The organism is Streptomyces sp. BoleA5, assembly GCF_000373665.1.
GTDB lineage: Bacteria > Actinomycetota > Actinomycetes > Streptomycetales > Streptomycetaceae > Actinacidiphila.
The window spans coordinates 1-16,070 of record NZ_KB892090.1; the positions used below are offsets into that span (position 1 = coordinate 1).

Here is a 16,070-nt window from a genome sequence, read left to right on the forward strand (position 1 = left end):
TGACCGAAGAGGTCGTCGACGAGTTCCGCTCCCGGTTCGTGATCGAGCCGCTGGAGCCGGGCTTCGGATACACCCTCGGCAACTCGCTCCGCCGCACACTTCTGTCCTCGATTCCGGGTGCCGCTGTCACCTCGGTCCGGATCGACGGCGTCCTGCACGAGTTCACGACCGTGCCGGGTGTCAAGGAGGACGTCACCGATCTCATCCTGAACATCAAGTCCCTGGTCGTCTCCTCGGAGCACGACGAGCCGGTCGTGATGTACCTGCGCAAGCAGGGTCCGGGTGTGGTCACCGCCGCCGACATCGCGCCGCCGGCGGGTGTCGAGGTGCACAATCCCGATCTGGTGCTGGCCACTCTGAACGGCAAGGGCAAGCTGGAGATGGAGCTGACCGTCGAGCGCGGTCGCGGCTACGTCTCGGCCGTGCAGAACAAGCAGCAGGGCCAGGAGATCGGCCGTATTCCGGTCGACTCGATCTACAGCCCGGTGCTCAAGGTCAGCTACAAGGTCGAGGCGACCCGTGTCGAGCAGCGCACCGACTTCGACAAGCTGGTGGTCGATGTCGAGACCAAGCCCGCGATGCGTCCGCGTGACGCGGTGGCCTCGGCCGGCAAGACCCTGGTCGAGCTGTTCGGTCTCGCCCGCGAGCTGAACGTCGACGCCGAGGGCATCGACATGGGCCCCTCGCCCGTGGACGCCGCCCTCGCCGCCGACATGGCGCTGCCGATCGAGGAGCTCGAGCTCACCGTCCGTTCCTACAACTGCCTCAAGCGCGAGGGCGTCCACTCCGTGGGCGAGCTCCTGACCCGCTCCGAGGCCGACCTGCTCGACATCCGCAACTTCGGTGCGAAGTCGATCGACGAGGTCAAGGCGAAGCTGGCCGGCCTGGGCCTGGCCCTGAAGGACAGCCCGCCCGGATTCGACCCGACCGCCGCCGCCTTCGGTGCGGACGACGGCGCGGGCGCGGGTTTCGTGGAGACCGAGCAGTACTGAGCGTCGCGCAGGGCCGCGGGGGCGCCAGGAGGGCGGAGCACCCGGCGATGAGCACCGGCCGGCCGCACCCGCCCCAGGGTGCGGCCGGGAGCGCCGCCTGACGCGCCGTCCCCGTCGGCACCTGGAGCACGTGACATTCCCCCCGGAGATCACTCCGGGGGGAATGTTTCGTAGGGGCCCGTCGTCGCCCGGTTTGCACGGCGTCGTCCGACGACGCCGTGCGGGTGGTCTCCGGCACGTGGGCGGCAAACCGTCCCGGGGCGTGGAACGGCTCTCAGCGGGTCTCCCAAGTGCCCGTTCCGGTGGCGAGTCGGCAAGGACCGCCGCCTTCCTGCTCTGTCGGCACGCTACGGTCGCGGCTCACCCGCGGGTGAGGACGTGTCGTGGACGAGTGGCGCTCCGTCGAGAGCGACACCCCTGCTGGGCCGCCCCTGGGTCGCTGCTGTCCGTGTCGGCACAGGGGGTGCGCTGTCGGCGCAGCGACTGCGCCGACAGCGCACCCCCTCACTTCGAGGTCAGAACAGACCCTTGAATCCGTTCCAGCCGCCGGTGCCGATCAGCACCCGGCCGCCGTATGTGCCGACCCCCGTGGAGGCGTATCGCCACAGCTTCCCGGCGGTGTCCCGCGCCAGCAGATCGGCGCGTCCGTCACCGGACAGGTCACCGACCCCGACGAGAGCGGAGTAGACGCCCCACCCGCCACCGACCCGCATCCGGGTGGTCACGCCACCGGTGGAGGTCCCGTAGTACCGCCACAGCACACCGGCCGAGTCGACCCCGAGCAGGTCGCCACGCCCGTCCCCGTTCAGGTCCCCGGCCCCGACGATCCGCTTGTACAGCTTCCAGTTCGTCCCGATGCGCAGCCGGGCCTTCAGCCGGTGATCAGCTGTGCCGGCGTAGAAGTACACATCACCGGTGGACGCCTGGCGTGCTGTCAGGTCGACAAAGCCGTCCCCGTTCACATCGCCCGGCGACGTCAGCTGGTCGTACTGGGCCCAGCCGGCACCGATCAGCGTGTACGGCGATGAGGCGGTGACGATCTTCCCGCACCCCGGCCGGTAGGCCCGCAGTTGGTCACCCACCCGCACGAGCACATCGGCGCACCGGTCCCCGTTCACGTCCCCGACGGGCACAAGCACGGAGTTGGTGGCGAACTTGCTGCCGGACCCGGCGATACGGGACGACAGCGCACCGGTCCCGGTACCCCTGTACAGCGACACGGCCCCGGTCGTGTCCATCGCCAGCAGGTCGCCGAACCCGTCGTCACCGACCATGTCCCGCCACACGGCGGCACCGCCGGTCACCGGTACCGTCCCGGAGACGGAGAGGTCCGCCTGAACGCCGTCGGCCGGCTTCGCGGTCAGGGTCCAGACGTACGCCCCGTTCGGGACGTACTTCCCGGCCGCGTCCTTGCCGTCCCACGACGGCGTGATCAGCCCCCGGGCCTCCCCGCCGGAGAACGTCCGCACGGTCTTCCCGGTCGCCTTGTTCTTCATCGTCAGCGACCACGTCGCCGCCGGCTTCGACAGCCACCAACGCGGTTTCCACGCACCGGCCTTGCTGTTCATGGCGGGCGTGTCGGCGTCGATGACGGCGATCCGGGAGGCCGGCACGCCCGACGGGACGATCCGCACTCGGCGGTCCTCGCCCGTGTAGGCGACGTGACCGCCGAAGCGGTCGACGGTCCACCCGGACCGGCGCCCGGTCCGGTCTCCGAGCTCGGCGGCGGTGACGATCACCCGCTGGGGCAGGTCCGCTTCCTTGCCGCTGAGCGGGAGGCCGTTGTGCAGGTCGACGAGGGTGAGGCCGGTCGCGTCCGAGCGGTGGACCAGGTAGCCGTCGCCGAGAAGCGTCGCGTCGGCCCCGAGCTTCAGGGAGCGCTTGGCTTGCCGGTCGTAGACACCCGCGCCCTTGAAGTAGTGCCAGTAGTCGCTGCACCGCCAGTACACCCAACGGCCCACGGCCTGCAGGTCACTGGGGACGCAACCCGCGTCGAAGGAGTCGCCGGCGGCACCCGTTGACAGGTTCTTCGCGGCCACCCCGGTCGGCACGCCCGAGCCGGTGTCGTCCCACCGGCCGAGGGAGCTCCACAGGGTGTTGCCCCAGACGGAGGCCGCGACCGGCTCCCGCTTCAGGAGCACGCTCCCGGTGTCGGCGTCCTTGAAGTGGAGGATCGCCTGCTGGCCGCCCGACGCCTGGTTCACGACGCCGAACCGGCCGGAGAGGTCGACGAGTTGCGGGCTGTCGAGCCCTGAGGTCACCCGCGGACCCCACGGGGCGGCGCCGTTCCGGTAGAGCATGGTGACGTCCTGCTCGGTCGCGGCCTTGCGGCCGTGATAGCCGTCGCCGCTCCCGAACATGGTCACGCAGTAGGTGCCGTAGGTGGGGCTGCAGGAGTCGTCGTCCCGGCCGGACACGAGGCCGTCGACGGTCGAGTTCAGCTCCTCCGGACGGCCGGAGGTCTTCAGCCAGGTGCTCCGATAGCCGCCGATGTAGGTGCCGGGGCTGTAGTACTGCGAGTCGTCGGCCGTGGTGAGGATGCCGCTGCCCAGCGAGATGCCGGCCGGCCTGGCCTCCCGGTCCTCGATGTCCGCGAGGCGCTTGCGGGTGACGGTGCCGTCCGCGGCGGGGGTGAAGAGGTAGTACCCCCAGTCCAGTGCGCCTTTGGTGGTGTTCTCCTCCGCACCGGCCACCAGGAGCGAGCCGTCGGGAGTGCGGCGGACCGAGGGGGAGGCGACGGCCAGCAGGGACTTCGAGTTCCCCTTGGCGTCGCGCAGGAAGAGCTGGTTGCCCCGATACTCGTTGTTGCCGGGGTTGGGCGGGGTCACGGTGACGAAGCCGTCGCCGAGGGGCCGGACGACGTCGTTGTACGAGGCCACGTCCCGCAGGTCGACGGTGGTCGGCTCCGCGTCCGGGTCGTCGCGGCGGTACACCAGGGCGGCGTCGCCGGACGGGGCGCCGAATTGGAAGACGGTGTCCCGGTCGAAGGAGACGCTCTCGCCGTGCGGGGAGAGCGCCTTCACGCCCCCGGTGGCGAGGTCGACGACCCACCACCCCTGGGACATCGTGGTGTCCTCCCACTTGATGCCGCGGACGGCGACGGACCGGGCGTCGCCCTCGCTGACGGAAAGGTTCCACCCCTCCGGCAGGCCCTCCAGTTTCCGGTCCAGCACCTCGCCGTTCTCCAGGTGCAGGAGGTGCAGGCTCGTGACGGCGTTCTCGGTGCCGGTCCGGGTGATGACGGTGTCGCCGTAGGTCGCGACGTACGTCTGGCCCTCCGGGATCGGGACCGTAGCCGATGGTCCGCCACCGGCCCGCTGCTGGAGCGTCACGTGCGGGGTCGGGGAATCCGCGTAGAGGGCGACGGTGTCGGAGCCGTGGCCGAAGTCCCCCGGGTACTTGACGAAGCGGAACTCGTCCACGTTGTAGGCGAGCGGCTCGGGCAGCCGGTGCTCGAGGAAGGTCGTCGCACCGGTGGCGTAGTCGATCCAGCGGAGGCGGTCGTCACCCTCCTGGGCCGTGAGGAAGCCGGTCTCGCCGGCGTTCAGGACGATGGTGGCGCGGGGCACGAAGCGCGCGCCCGGGCTGATGACGACGGGACCGGCGGACGCGCTGGGAACCTCGGCGACAGCCGTCCCCGCGGCGGTGCCGATTCCGGCGGTCACGGCAAGCGTGACGGTGAGAGCGATACGGCCGAGCGCGCGCTGGCGGCGCCTGGCCCGTCTGTTCAGTCGACGAATCACGAAAGAGTCCTCCCCAGGGCAATCGACGCAAGGGGGGCGCTCATTGAATCGCCGCTCATCCCTGCGCGAGCAGGACGACAGTAGCAGGATGATCACCGCACGACATCGAGTTTTCGAACGCGTTCAAAGACTGATCGCGGTCCGTGTCACGCCCTACGGGACGACGGCGACCGTTTGGGCGTTCGTTCTCTTCCTCCGGTCGAGAACTTCGGCACGCAGTCGACACGGCAACCCGCGAAAACCCGGTGACGGCCGGACAGCCTCGGAGCGTCCTGGAGTGCGCCCTTGATCACCAAGGTGGCGTCCGGGACTGGCCTGCGTCGAGTGAAACCGTCCCTGACCAGTGAAAAGCCCTCCCACTGGGAGGGCTGGGTGGGCGTTCCCTGAACGCCAAGCGCGAACTTTCGGCGCCCTCGACATGCATTCGACACGGGTGGTGAACGGCTTCTGCCGCCCGGGGACGATCTGTTGGTGAGCTATCCCGCAACGGACGAGCCGTCGTCAGCAGAGCGCGCATTAATGATCAATGCGACGGAGATCGATATCCTGCCCGGCGTCTAGGGAGACCTGGACGAGCCATTGGTCTCCGCCGGGCCCGCCGAGCTTGCAGCAGTCCTTCTGTCGCTCATCGACAGAGGCTGAATTGAAGTCGCTCCACTTGGGCGCTGGACTCTGTAGACGGAACGGCAAACCTACTGTAGACCGTCGTACGTTGGGGATGCCTAAGCGAGTCAACCTTGCAGCCATTGAAGGCTCATCGACAGACGGTTGAAAATGATCGACGCCAACGCCGCAGTCGCCCAGTTGTCTTTGATCGTCGAAGGTGGTGAAGGCCATACCCTGCCTCATGCTGGAAAGCATGCCGGCACGAGCCCACAAAAGCTGGCGACGGGGAGTGTCGACGAGTAGTACTCGTCGACACTCCCCGTCGCCAGACCTCCAGGGGCCCCTGCGCCAAAACATGGCACTCGCGGGCAGGCGGGGCCGTACTCAGTGGGTGGCGCGCGGGGGCGTCGGCGTACCGTGAACCCGCGTAGCGTGCCTGGCGAACCAACGTCGCGCGATCGCGGGCATAAGAAGCCTGACTGGCAGCGGAGCCTCGGCGAGGACGCCCGCTACGACCTCCCGGTCGCCCTCATACATCGCCATGCCGAAGGCCAGCGGAAGAGACTTCTTTGCTGACTTCTCGAGGCTGTGCTCGCCGAGCCGTCGCCATTCCGCAGCGGTAACGTACTTCTCGGCCAGAGGGAGGATCCGCTCCTCCTCCATCGCCATGTGCTCCAGCAGCGCGGCCTGCAGCCGGTCGAACGCCTCGGCAAGTTCCTGACCGGCGCGCGCGGTGGAACGCCACTGCGGCAGCAGGCGCAGGACCTCCGCGTTGGCGGACTCGATACCGTGGTGCTGCCGCTCCATGACAGGCACGACGTCCTCGGCCTCTTCGCCGCCACGCTGGTGAAGCAGCGGCCACAGCACGACGTCCTCGCCCTCGTGATGAAGGTGCAGAACTTCGCAGACGAACTCGGCGTGGGCGCCCACGACCTCGGATCGCTTGATGTCGTCCGGGGCAACGTCCCTAATGAGTTGCGGGAGAAGACCGAACTCACGGCGCAACATGGTATGCACCATATACATGTCCCGGACGTCCGCCATGGGTTCGTCGTTGAGCTGGTTCACTAGGGTCCTCGATCGTCTTCGCGGAGAGATCCGCTGCTGCTTGCCTGAGGCGTTGGTCTGCCGAACCGAGCGCATGCTGCGCCGGAACGAGCCCGGCCCCAGAGGTCGTAATCCAACGGCCACCAGAAGGTCTGCAGCCACAACTACCACCCTGGAGAAATCTAGAGGGCGAGATGGCGAGAGCATAGAAGGAGCGCGCCAGATCCAATCATCTAGTCAACTGCGACCTTCGAAAATAGCCGCGCTCCACCGCCGTAGCGCGGCTACACCTCCTGAACCGCGCTGTGAACGCCGCCGATCCTGGACGTGGACAGTAGAAGCGCGCACGCCCACCTGGTGCAGTTCATGCGGTGCCATGACACCCGAACCGAATCCCGGCCCTAGCCATGCTCGCTCAGACATTTCTCGCGGCCACCCGCGGCTCAAGCGGCGGCAAAGGGGTGCGCAGAAACGGTTCCGGCACCCTGGTCCGCTCACCCTGGCATAAGTCCGCCGGCTTCCGGCAACTCACCGCCGATCCCGACCTAGTACGCGGCTGAGGGAGCTTGCTGCGGGGAGCAGGGTCGGCGATCGAGGTACGTTCCTGACGGGTAAGCCTGGCGCGCATGTTCTATGCGGCTGAATTGGTCTCGTTCTAGAGTTTGGTGAAGCCTCCCTGGCCGACCGAGCGGTCACCCTAGGTTGTGGAGCGCTGCCACGGTTACAGACGGCTCTTCTTCGCCGCCGTCTGTCAACCGTGGTTAACCACGGCCGGATGCTCTGCAATGTCCTGTACACCATGGCAGCCACTGGTTGCTGGTGGCAGGTCGTTGTATAAGTTCGGCAAAGGATCGATGAAAGCGGGAATGTGAACCTCAAAAACATCGTCGGCAAGTTCGGTATTGCCGCCGCGGGAGTGGCGGTCGTGCTGACTGTTGCGCCTTCCGCGACCGCCACTCCTGCCCCGTCGGGCGCGGTCACTGTAACCGCCTACCCTGATTGGGATCTCGGCACTGACCACTGTGACGATATCAAGATCCAGTCCACAGCCAACGGTCTTTTTGTTGCCGCGGAGAAGGATTATGCCGGATATGTCAAGGGCATGCTCCGGGCTAGATCGTCTTCCGGCGGGTCTTGGGAGAAGTTCTCCCTTTGCCCGATGGACGGGTATTACACCCTCTTTTCGTATGGCACCATGAGTTATGTAAGCGCCGAGAAGAACTACACCGGCGCCGACGCAGGCATGCTCCGGGCGCGTAGCGCCGACGTCAAGAGTTTCGAGAAGTTCGAAGTCCGCTGCCCTAGCTACTGCACTATCAAGTCTCTCGCCAACGGCCAGTACGTGAGTGCTGAGCTGGCCTACACAGGCACTGGCTACGGCATGCTCCGGGCTCGGTCGTCCTCCGTCCAGTCCTATGAGAAGTTCTCGTTCTCGCAGGGCTGAGATGCGACCACACCGGGATCGAGCAGTGGGCGAGACCCTCCGCCCTCCGCTCGATCCCGACGGTCGCGCTTTACTGATCGTTTCAGAATGAGATCGGCATGCCGGCTGGCAGTCAGTGATCTTCGTCGGCAGGGTCTGCGGGGTGTCCGATGATCTTGTCCCTGATGACCTGTGGGAGCGCATAGCCCCGCTGCTGCCGCCTCAGCCCGCGCGAAGGCATGGGAATCCAGGCCAGCTTCGGGTGCCTGACCGTATTGCACTGGCGGGCATTGTCTATGTACTGCGCAAGGGTGTGGCCTGGCGGGATGTGCCCGCCGGCGTGGTGGGCTGCTCGGGGCGTCAGCCCTGGTCAGATCGCCTTGCTTGCCCTGGAAGGCCAGCAGAGCAGCAGGGTGGTACTCGCGCAGGAGCGAGCGGACTTGGTTGGCGACCTGTTGCCGAGTCCAGACGGCGTCCTGCTGGGCTCGAGCCAGGACGGTAATGACCTGGGCGAGTTCGGAGTCGGCCGGCAGGGGTCGGTGGGCGTGCATGTCGGTACGCAGGATGTTCGCCAAGACCAAGGCGTCGCCTGGGTCGGATTTTTTGCGGCTGACGCCGTGGCGGTCGCGGTAGCGAGCGGCCACGAGGGGGTTGATCGCGAAGACACGGCGGCTGCCGGTGCGCAGGGTCGCCACCAGGAGGCCGTGGCTGGTCTCGATGGCCACCGGTATCGGGGCTTCGGGGCTGTCGCCGTGTGCGGCGAGGAGGGTCAAGAGTTTGTGGTAGCCGGACGCGTCGTCGGTGATACAGGCTTTGGCGAGCAGAGTGCCGGCTTCGTCGACGAGGGCGACGTCGTGGTGGCGCTCTGCCCAGTCGATGCCGCAGAGCACGGTCAAGCGGTCCTCCAAGATCTGTCCGTTTATGCAGGTCACGAGCGCATGCGGGTCGCGCGGCGCCCTATTCCAAGGACTCGTTGGTCCGCCATCTCAGTAGCCGTTCGCGACACCAGCGCACTCCAGGGGCTCGATCTTCTGCAGAGCTCGTGGGCTCGCGGATGAACAAGAGGTCGACCCTGGAGCGGGCTCGCGCCGTGACGATTAACGTCCGAGCAGCAACCCTGACCACGCCGCGAGTCTCCTGGGCTGGATCGATCTGGCGCCGTCCCTGCGGTGGCCGGCGGCTGCACGCCTTCTTCTCCACGCTGTACTACGCGGGGCCCCGGCCGGAGGAAGCGGTGGCCATCCGTGTACTGGATGCCCGGCTGCCCGCGGAGGACGACGAAGACCAGTGGGGCGAGCTGATGCTCCACACCGCTCGGCCGGAGGTGGGGAAGCAGTGGACGGATGCCGGCAAGGTGCATGAGGTGCGCGGGCTGAAGGGCAGGCCGAGGACGACACCCGCGTTGTGCCGTGTCGTCCGGCGCTGACCCGCATCCTGCGGGAGCACGTGAAGGCAGAGGGCCTGAAGCCCGGGGATCTGCTCTTCCCGGGAGAGCACGGGGACACCCTCGCGGGGTCGGTCTTTCGCCGCGCCTGGCGCACCGCTCGGCAGCAGGTGCCCGCACCGGCAGAGTTCGCCTCGCCGCTTGGCAAGCGCGTCTATGACCTGCGGCATACCTGCCTGACCTCGTGGCTCAACGCGGGCGTTCCGCCGGCGCAGGTTGCCGAGTGGGCGGGCAACAGCGTCCCCGCCTTGCTGGCCACCTGCACGCGTTGTATCTCCGGTCAGCTAAAGGATCACCAGAGGCGGATCGAGGCCGGGGGAGACCTCCCCGAGCCGGACGAAGATCGCTGAACCGGTCCCCGGAAGTTCGACACGTATTCGACAGAGCCACCCGCGCAACCCCGGTGACAGCCGGACGGCGCCGGAGGGCTCTCGTGATCACCCGCGGGTGGTCAGGTGCAGCTGCGTACCGCGTGGCAAGGCTCTGACCAGCAAAAAAGCCCCTCCATATGGAGGGGCGCAGTGGGTGCCCCCGGCAGGACTCGAACCTGCGGCCAAGCGCTTAGAAGGCGCCTGCTCTATCCACTGAGCTACGGGGGCCGGACGTTGGCCGCGACCGAACCCGCCCCTTGTGTCGACGGTTCCGTGACCTTGCCGGGGACAAGGATAGGGCGCGGCTGATGTGCGGCCGGTTGCTTCGCCTTCATGACACGTTGTGTAGGTTCGGTGAAGCGGTCTGATAATCGCAGGCAGGTGCGAATGTCGCACCAGTTTTGGCGCCTCAGTCGACGGCTGTTGTGCACTCGTTATGCCGGTGTCTCTTCCGGCCCTTCCGTCCCGTTCCGGCCTTCTTGCGGGCCGAATGATGTGAACCAGGCGGAATACGCTTCAAAAACCCACCAAAATGGGGCATTCTGCCAGGGTGGCGATCTTGGATGTACGGCCCGAACTCCTCGACGCGCTGTCGGCGCTGCGCGACCGCGTCGCGGACGCGCGTTTTCCCCTCCCTCTTCCCGGAACCGAGCGGGCCCGCCGCACACGACAGGAACTGCTGGCGCAGCTCGACGACTATCTGGTGCCCCGGCTGAAGGCGCCCGAAGCACCGCTGCTCGCCGTGGTGGGCGGTTCGACGGGCGCGGGGAAGTCCACGCTCGTGAACTCGCTGATCGGGCGGCGGGTGAGCGACGCGGGCGTGCTGCGCCCCACGACGCGCACACCGGTGCTGGTGTGCCATCCCCAGGACCGTGCGTGGTTCGCCGATCCGCGGGTGCTGCCGGGCCTGGCCCGCGCCTGGGCGCCGCGGCCCCGCACCGCGGCCGACGCCGACGGGGCGGAGGGCGCGGACGGGAGCGACGAGGAGCGCGAGGCGGAGGAGACCAGGCTGTGGCTGCGCCTGGAGACCGACGACACGCTGCCGCGCGGGCTCGCCCTGCTGGACGCGCCCGACATCGACTCCCTCGTCTCCCGCAACCGGGAGCTCGCGGCCGAACTGCTCTGCGCGGCCGACATCTGGATCCTGGTGACCACCGCGTCGCGCTACGCCGACGCCGTGCCGTGGCACCTGCTCCGTACGGCCAAGGAGTACGACGTCACCCTGGCCACCGTTCTGGACCGGGTGCCGCACCAGATCGCCGAGGACGTCTCCCAGCACTACGCGGCCCTGCTGACCCGGGCCGGGCTCGGGGACGTGCCGCGCTTCACCGTCCCGGAACTGCCCGAGTCCGCCGGGTCCGGCGGGCTCCTGCCGCACACCGCGGTCGCCGCCCTCGGCAGCTGGCTCGCGCACTGCGCCGAGGACCCGGCGGCACGGCACCAGGCGGTGCGGCGCACCGCGTCCGGCGTCCTCGGCTCGCTGGGCAACCGGCTCCCGGAACTGGCGGGTGCCTCGGCCGCGCAGCACGCCGCGGCGGTGCGCCTGACCCGTCATGTGGACGAGGCCTACGACGAGGCCGAATCGCGGGTACAGGAGGCCGTCGGGGAGGGGGCACTCCTCGCCGGCGAGGCCCTGGCCAGCTGGCGCGGCTATCCGGACTGCGGCCCGGCGGCCCTGGTGGCCGCCCTGGCCGACAGCCTGGCCGCGCTGCTGCGCACCGAGGTCGCCACCGCGGACGAGCGGACCCTCGACGCCTGGTGCGCCGACCGCGCGGGCACCGTCCTGGCGGAGGGCACCGAACCGGAGGCGGCGGCGGACGACGCGGCCGAGCGGATCGAGGAGGCCGTCGACACCTGGGGGTCCACGGTGAACCGCCTGGCGCACAAGGCGGTGCGCGGGAGCGCCGAGGGCGTCGATCCGCAGCACGCGGCGGCGCTGATCGCCGTCGCCGTGCTCGGCGGCCGCAAGGGCACGGTCGCCGGCGAGCGGCTCGCCTCCCTCGTCGGGGCGCACGCGGCGCTGCGGGCGGGCGACCGCGCACGCGAGGAACTGGACCGGCTCGTCGGCGACGTGCTTGACGCCGAGCGGGAACTGCGGGTCCTCCCTGTGCAGGCGGTGGATGTGACGGCGGGCCAGCAGGCCGCGCTGATCGCGGAGCTTTCGGTCGTGCAGAAGTCGTACGGATTGCAGGAGAGGTGATCAGGTGCTCACGGAGCGGGTGGACGCACTGTCGGAACTGCTCGGGCTGTCGCGCACCCGCGTGAGCCACGAGGCGCTCGACGGGGCCGGAGAGCTGCTGGAACGGGTCGGTGACCGGCGCCGGCTCTCCGCCGACCACACGGTGGTGGCGCTGGCCGGGGCGACCGGCAGTGGAAAGTCGTCGCTGTTCAACGCGCTGACCGGACTGGAGCTGTCGAGGATCGGCGTCCGGAGGCCCACGACCTCCGCACCCGTCGCCTGCGCCTGGGACCCCCGGGGCGCCTCCGGGCTGCTGGACCGGCTCGGCATCGCGCCCAAGGCGCGGTTCGCCCGGCACAGCGCCCTGGACGCGGTGGCGGAACGGACGGACGACGGGCCCGCCGGCCTGGTCCTGCTCGACCTGCCGGACCACGACTCGGCGGCGACCGCCCACCGCGACCAGGTGGACCGCGTGCTCAAGCTCGTGGACGTCATCGTGTGGGTGCTCGACCCGGAGAAGTACGCGGACGCCGCGCTCCACGAGCGCTACCTGCGGCCACTGGCCGGGCACGCCGACGTGACGATCGTCGTCCTCAACCAGATCGACCGGCTCCCGGAGGAGGCCGTGGAGCAGGTGCTGGACGACCTGCGGCGCCTCCTCGACGACGACGGGCTCGCCGTCGGCGAGCACGGCGAGGACGGCGCCATGGTGATGGCCGTCTCGGCGCTGAGCGGCGACGGCGTCCCGGAACTGAGGGCGGCCGTCGGCCAGGTCGTGGCCGAGCGCGCCGCCGCGAGCCGGCGGCTGTCCGCGGATGTGGACGGGCTCGCCGAGCGGCTGCGCCCGCTGTACGTCGCCGAGGGGGTGACGGGGCTCACCGACCGGGCCCGCGAGGACTTCACGGCGAGCCTCGCGCACGCCGTCGGCGCCGCGGCGGCGGGCCGGGCGGCGGAGCGTGCGTGGGCCAGGGCCGCCGACGAGGCGTGCGGCACCCCGTGGCGGCAGCTGCGCCGGGTCCGCGGTACTGAGCGGGGCGAGGACTCCCTCGACGGCCGCCGCCCGGCGCTGTCGGCGTCCCGCGCGTCGGTCGACGAGGCGGTGCGCGCGGTCGCCGCGGAGGCCGTCGCGGGGCTGCCCGCTCCGTGGGCGCAGGCGGTACGGGAGGCCGCGCGCCGCGGTGGGCGCACGCTCCCGGAGGCGCTGGACGCGGCCGTGGAGCGGGCGGCGCCGGACGAGCCGCCGCGTCCCCGGTGGTGGTCGGTGGTCGGGACGGCTCAGTGGCTGCTGGCGTTGCTCGCGACAGCAGCGCTGGTCTCCGGGACCGTGACGGCGGCGGGTGTGCTGCGGCTGCCGTGGTGGCTGCCGCCCGTGCTGCTGGCCGTGGGTGCTCTGGGCGGACCGCTGCTCACCCGGGTGAGCCGGTTCGCGGCCCGGGGCCCGGCCCGGCGGCATGGTCAGGCCGCGGAGCGGCGGATGGCCGACGCGGCGGCCGACTGCGGGCGGGCACGGGTACTGGAACCGCTGGCGGCGGAATTGCTGCGCTACCGGGAAGTGCGGGAGCAGTACGGGGTACTCACCGGGAACCACTTCCGGATGACGGAGTTGTCCACAGCGGGCCAGTAATCCACAGGTTGAATCCGATTCCTCCACGGGGGGCGCGGCGGGCGCACCATGGAGCCATCGCGGGGGCCGGCGGCAGGGGGTCGCCGGCCGGCGACGGCAACGGGGGAGCATCGGCAATGAACGAGACACTGGTCACCGTCGTGGGGAATGTCGCCACCAGGCCGGAATTCCGCAAGACGCCCACGGGCGTCCCGGTCGCCAGGTTCCGGCTGGCGACGACGGCGCGCCGCTGGGACCGCGAGCGCGGCGGCTGGTCCGACGGGCACACCAGCTTCTACACGGTGTGGGCCTGGAGGCAGCTGGGGGAGAACGTGGTGGCCTCGGTCGGGGTCGGCGAACCGCTGCTCGTCCAGGGCCGCCTGAGAGTCCGTGAGGAGGAGCGCGACGGCCAGCGCTGGATCTCGGCCGACGTCGACGCGATCGCCTGCGGCCACGATCTGACGCGGGGCACCTCGGCGTTCCGGCGGCTGTCCGCGGCCCGGCCGGAACTGATGGTTCCGAATTCCGCGGCCGGCGCCGGGGAGTCGCCGGTCGGTGACCCGCTGGCCGCACTGTCCGGATAAGCCGGACAGCTGCGCATTCGCCCTGCGGCAAAACGTCGATGATTTATCGACAATTTCGCGTTCATGCCTACGCGCGGGTAACGATTGCGATTCGAATTCTCGGGCGCCTGTGAATCCCGGTGGCTTTGGTGCGGTTGGTTCCTAGGATTCAGCGGTACCCCGGCTTTCCGCGGGGATCCACAGCTGACGGCGAGGCGTGCCCCCACGATCAGCCTCGCCCGGAGGGGAAATTCATGTTCACTGTACGGAGGCGGGGAGCTGCCCGTCTTTCCGTTGCGATGGTGGCCTCGGGCCTCCTCGCCGCGGGTTCCATAGCCGTTGCCGGGTCCGCCATCGCGGACGACGCGACCCCCACCGCGCCCGGAGCGACGGCGACGCTCGGCGGCCTGAAGACCGCCGACAAGGCCGTCATCAAGGAGAAGGGCAAGGCGGAGGAGCACGTCAGCGCCGGCCTCTTCGAGATGTCCGTCGACGGCGGCGGCACGATCCAGACGTACTGCATCGACATCAAGAACCCCACGCAGACCGAGGCCAAGTACAAGGAAGTCTCCTGGGACCAGTCGAGCCTGCACGACAACGACGATGCGGGGAAGATCAACTGGATTCTGCAGAACTCGTACCCCCAGGTTGACGACCTCTCCGCCCTGCAGAAGACGGCTGAGATCAAGGACGGCGCGCTGACCCCGGAGCTCGCCGCCGCCGGTACCCAGGTGGCCATCTGGCGCTTTTCCGACAAGGCCGACGTGACCGCGGTCGACCCGGTCGCCGAGCAGCTCGCGGACTGGCTGGAGGGGAACGCCAAGGACCTCAAGGAACCCGCGGCGTCGCTGACCCTCGACCCGCCCGCGGTCTCCGGCAAGGCCGGTGACCTGCTCGGTCCGATCAAGGTCAGCACCAACGCCTCCACCGTCCAGGTGAGCCCCGCGCCCAGCAACCCCTCCGGCGTCAAGGTCACCGACAAGAACGGCACCGCGGTCACCTCCGCCAAGAACGGCGACGAGCTCTACTTCGACGTCGAGGCCGGCACCCCCGACGGCACGACCTCGCTGACGGCCACCGCCAACACCAAGCTGCCGGTCGGCCGCGCCTTCACGGGCGTCGACAGCACCACGCAGGTCCAGATCCTCGCCGGCTCCAGCGACAGCTCCGTCTCCGCGACCGCGACGGGCACGTGGGCCGCCAAGGGCCCGATCCCCGCGGTCTCCGCCGAGGTCAACTGCGCCAAGAACGGCCTGGACGTGACGGCCGCCAACGAGGGTGACCAGCCGTTCACCTTCAAGCTGGCCGACAAGGACTACACGGTCGAGGCCGGCAAGTCCGAGACCATCACCGTGCCGGTGGCCGAGGACCAGCACTACAAGGTCACCATCTCCGGCCCCGAGGGCTTCGAGAAGACCTTCGAGGGCGTCCTCGACTGCGAGACCGCCGGCAACGGCGGCGACACCCCGTCCTCCTCGCCCAGCCCGGCCACGGCCGGCGGCTCCTCCGAGGGCACGGGTGACACCGGCTCCACCACCGGCGGCGACCTCGCCGAGACCGGTTCGAGCAGCGCCACCCCGGTGATCGCCGGCATCGCGATCGCCCTGGTCGTCGTCGGTGGCGGCGCGGTCTTCTTCCTCCGGAAGAAGAAGGCGGCCCCCTCCGCCGAGTGAACTGACCCCGCAGGCCGCTCCTGAGTGAAGGGGGCGGAGGTCGACAGACCTCCGCCCCCTTCGCAGTTCCCGGCGCGTCTGCCGCGCCCGGACGGCGCCAACAAACCCTGTCCCCATGTCCGGTAGGGTCTGCGCGGTCACCGACGAGTCACCCGCACGGCATCAGCAAGTGGACATCCCTCAAAGAGGGTCGCGTGCGCAGAACGGCAGTCAACCTCGCTCTCCGGTCGTCGTGGCCCGGAGGGGTCATTCTGAGAGCATTCGACGGCGCCAGCCGAGGTGCTGCCCGAGTCGCGGTGAGTTTACGGGCCCCCGATCTCTCGCCCCTTGGCGGCTCCTGCCCAAGCCGCTACGCCAACCTCGACCGGAGCGCTCACCGCTTGGGGTGACCAAGAGCCCGCCTCGACCTCGCCGTGATCGCTGACG

General features: G+C 69.4%; 11 protein-coding genes, 1 tRNA gene and 2 pseudogenes. 10 read left to right on the top strand and 4 right to left on the bottom strand.

All coding sequences use genetic code 11. From position 1 onward, the window contains the following. The coding region (locus B085_RS0100005; protein ID WP_018556497.1) for a DNA-directed RNA polymerase subunit alpha at positions 1–992 on the top strand (992 nt) is incomplete at its 5' end. A gap of 515 nt (positions 993–1,507) precedes the next feature. Here B085_RS0100005 and B085_RS0100010 read toward each other — a convergent pair. Continuing rightward, the gene (locus B085_RS0100010; protein ID WP_106434804.1) at positions 1,508–4,735 is read right to left on the bottom strand and encodes an FG-GAP-like repeat-containing protein; all 3,228 of its coding nucleotides are present in this window, start codon (positions 4,733–4,735) and stop codon (positions 1,508–1,510) included. Positions 4,736–5,509: 774 nt separating this feature from the next. Between B085_RS0100010 and B085_RS51340 the strand changes: the two genes are divergently transcribed. Further along, entirely contained in the window at positions 5,510–5,644 is a 135-nt protein-coding gene (locus B085_RS51340) for a hypothetical protein (RefSeq protein ID WP_267881079.1), read from the top strand. 81 nt (positions 5,645–5,725) lie between these two features. Here the strand turns inward: B085_RS51340 and B085_RS0100015 are convergent, their stop codons facing one another. Then, entirely contained in the window at positions 5,726–6,409 is a 684-nt protein-coding gene (locus B085_RS0100015) for a hemerythrin domain-containing protein (protein WP_018556499.1), read from the bottom strand. A gap of 847 nt (positions 6,410–7,256) precedes the next feature. Here B085_RS0100015 and B085_RS40740 point away from each other — a divergent pair. After that, positions 7,257–7,832, top strand: coding sequence for a fascin domain-containing protein (locus B085_RS40740; protein ID WP_018556500.1), 576 nt, complete (start codon positions 7,257–7,259; stop codon positions 7,830–7,832). 142 nt (positions 7,833–7,974) lie between these two features. Continuing rightward, positions 7,975–8,091 (top strand): annotated as a pseudogene (locus B085_RS51805) (IS5/IS1182 family transposase); the annotation flags it as partial. Positions 8,092–8,167: 76 nt separating this feature from the next. Here the strand turns inward: B085_RS51805 and B085_RS46355 are convergent. Further along, positions 8,168–8,722, bottom strand: a pseudogene (locus tag B085_RS46355) (IS110 family transposase); the annotation flags it as partial. A 179-nt stretch (positions 8,723–8,901) separates the two neighbouring features. Here B085_RS46355 and B085_RS49020 point away from each other — a divergent pair. After that, on the top strand, positions 8,902–9,237 hold the full coding sequence (locus B085_RS49020; protein ID WP_158689625.1) for a hypothetical protein: 336 nt from the start codon (positions 8,902–8,904) through the stop codon (positions 9,235–9,237). Positions 9,238–9,257: 20 nt separating this feature from the next. Beyond that, positions 9,258–9,605, top strand: coding sequence for an integrase (locus B085_RS45325; RefSeq protein ID WP_158689626.1), 348 nt, complete (start codon positions 9,258–9,260; stop codon positions 9,603–9,605). Between the two features lie 176 nt (positions 9,606–9,781). Here the strand turns inward: B085_RS45325 and B085_RS0100040 are convergent. Beyond that, positions 9,782–9,854: transfer RNA gene (locus B085_RS0100040), tRNA-Arg, on the bottom strand. A gap of 331 nt (positions 9,855–10,185) precedes the next feature. On the opposite strand from B085_RS0100040, the gene B085_RS0100045 reads away from it, so the two are divergent. The 4 genes from B085_RS0100045 (at position 10,186) to B085_RS0100060 (ending at position 15,644) form a co-directional block, all read left to right on the top strand. After that, positions 10,186–11,826 carry a dynamin family protein gene (locus tag B085_RS0100045; protein WP_018556502.1) on the top strand — a complete coding sequence of 547 codons (1,641 nt, stop codon included), beginning with the start codon at positions 10,186–10,188 and terminating at the stop codon, positions 11,824–11,826. Positions 11,827–11,830: 4 nt separating this feature from the next. Beyond that, entirely contained in the window at positions 11,831–13,429 is a 1,599-nt protein-coding gene (locus tag B085_RS0100050) for a GTPase (RefSeq protein WP_018556503.1), read from the top strand. Positions 13,430–13,545: 116 nt separating this feature from the next. Continuing rightward, complete coding sequence (gene ssb / locus B085_RS0100055; protein ID WP_018556504.1) at positions 13,546–13,992, top strand: single-stranded DNA-binding protein; 447 nt, start codon at positions 13,546–13,548, stop codon at positions 13,990–13,992. Positions 13,993–14,225: 233 nt separating this feature from the next. Continuing rightward, complete coding sequence (locus B085_RS0100060) at positions 14,226–15,644, top strand: LAETG motif-containing sortase-dependent surface protein (protein ID WP_078619690.1); 1,419 nt, start codon at positions 14,226–14,228, stop codon at positions 15,642–15,644. The last annotated feature ends 426 nt before the right edge of the window (positions 15,645–16,070 follow it).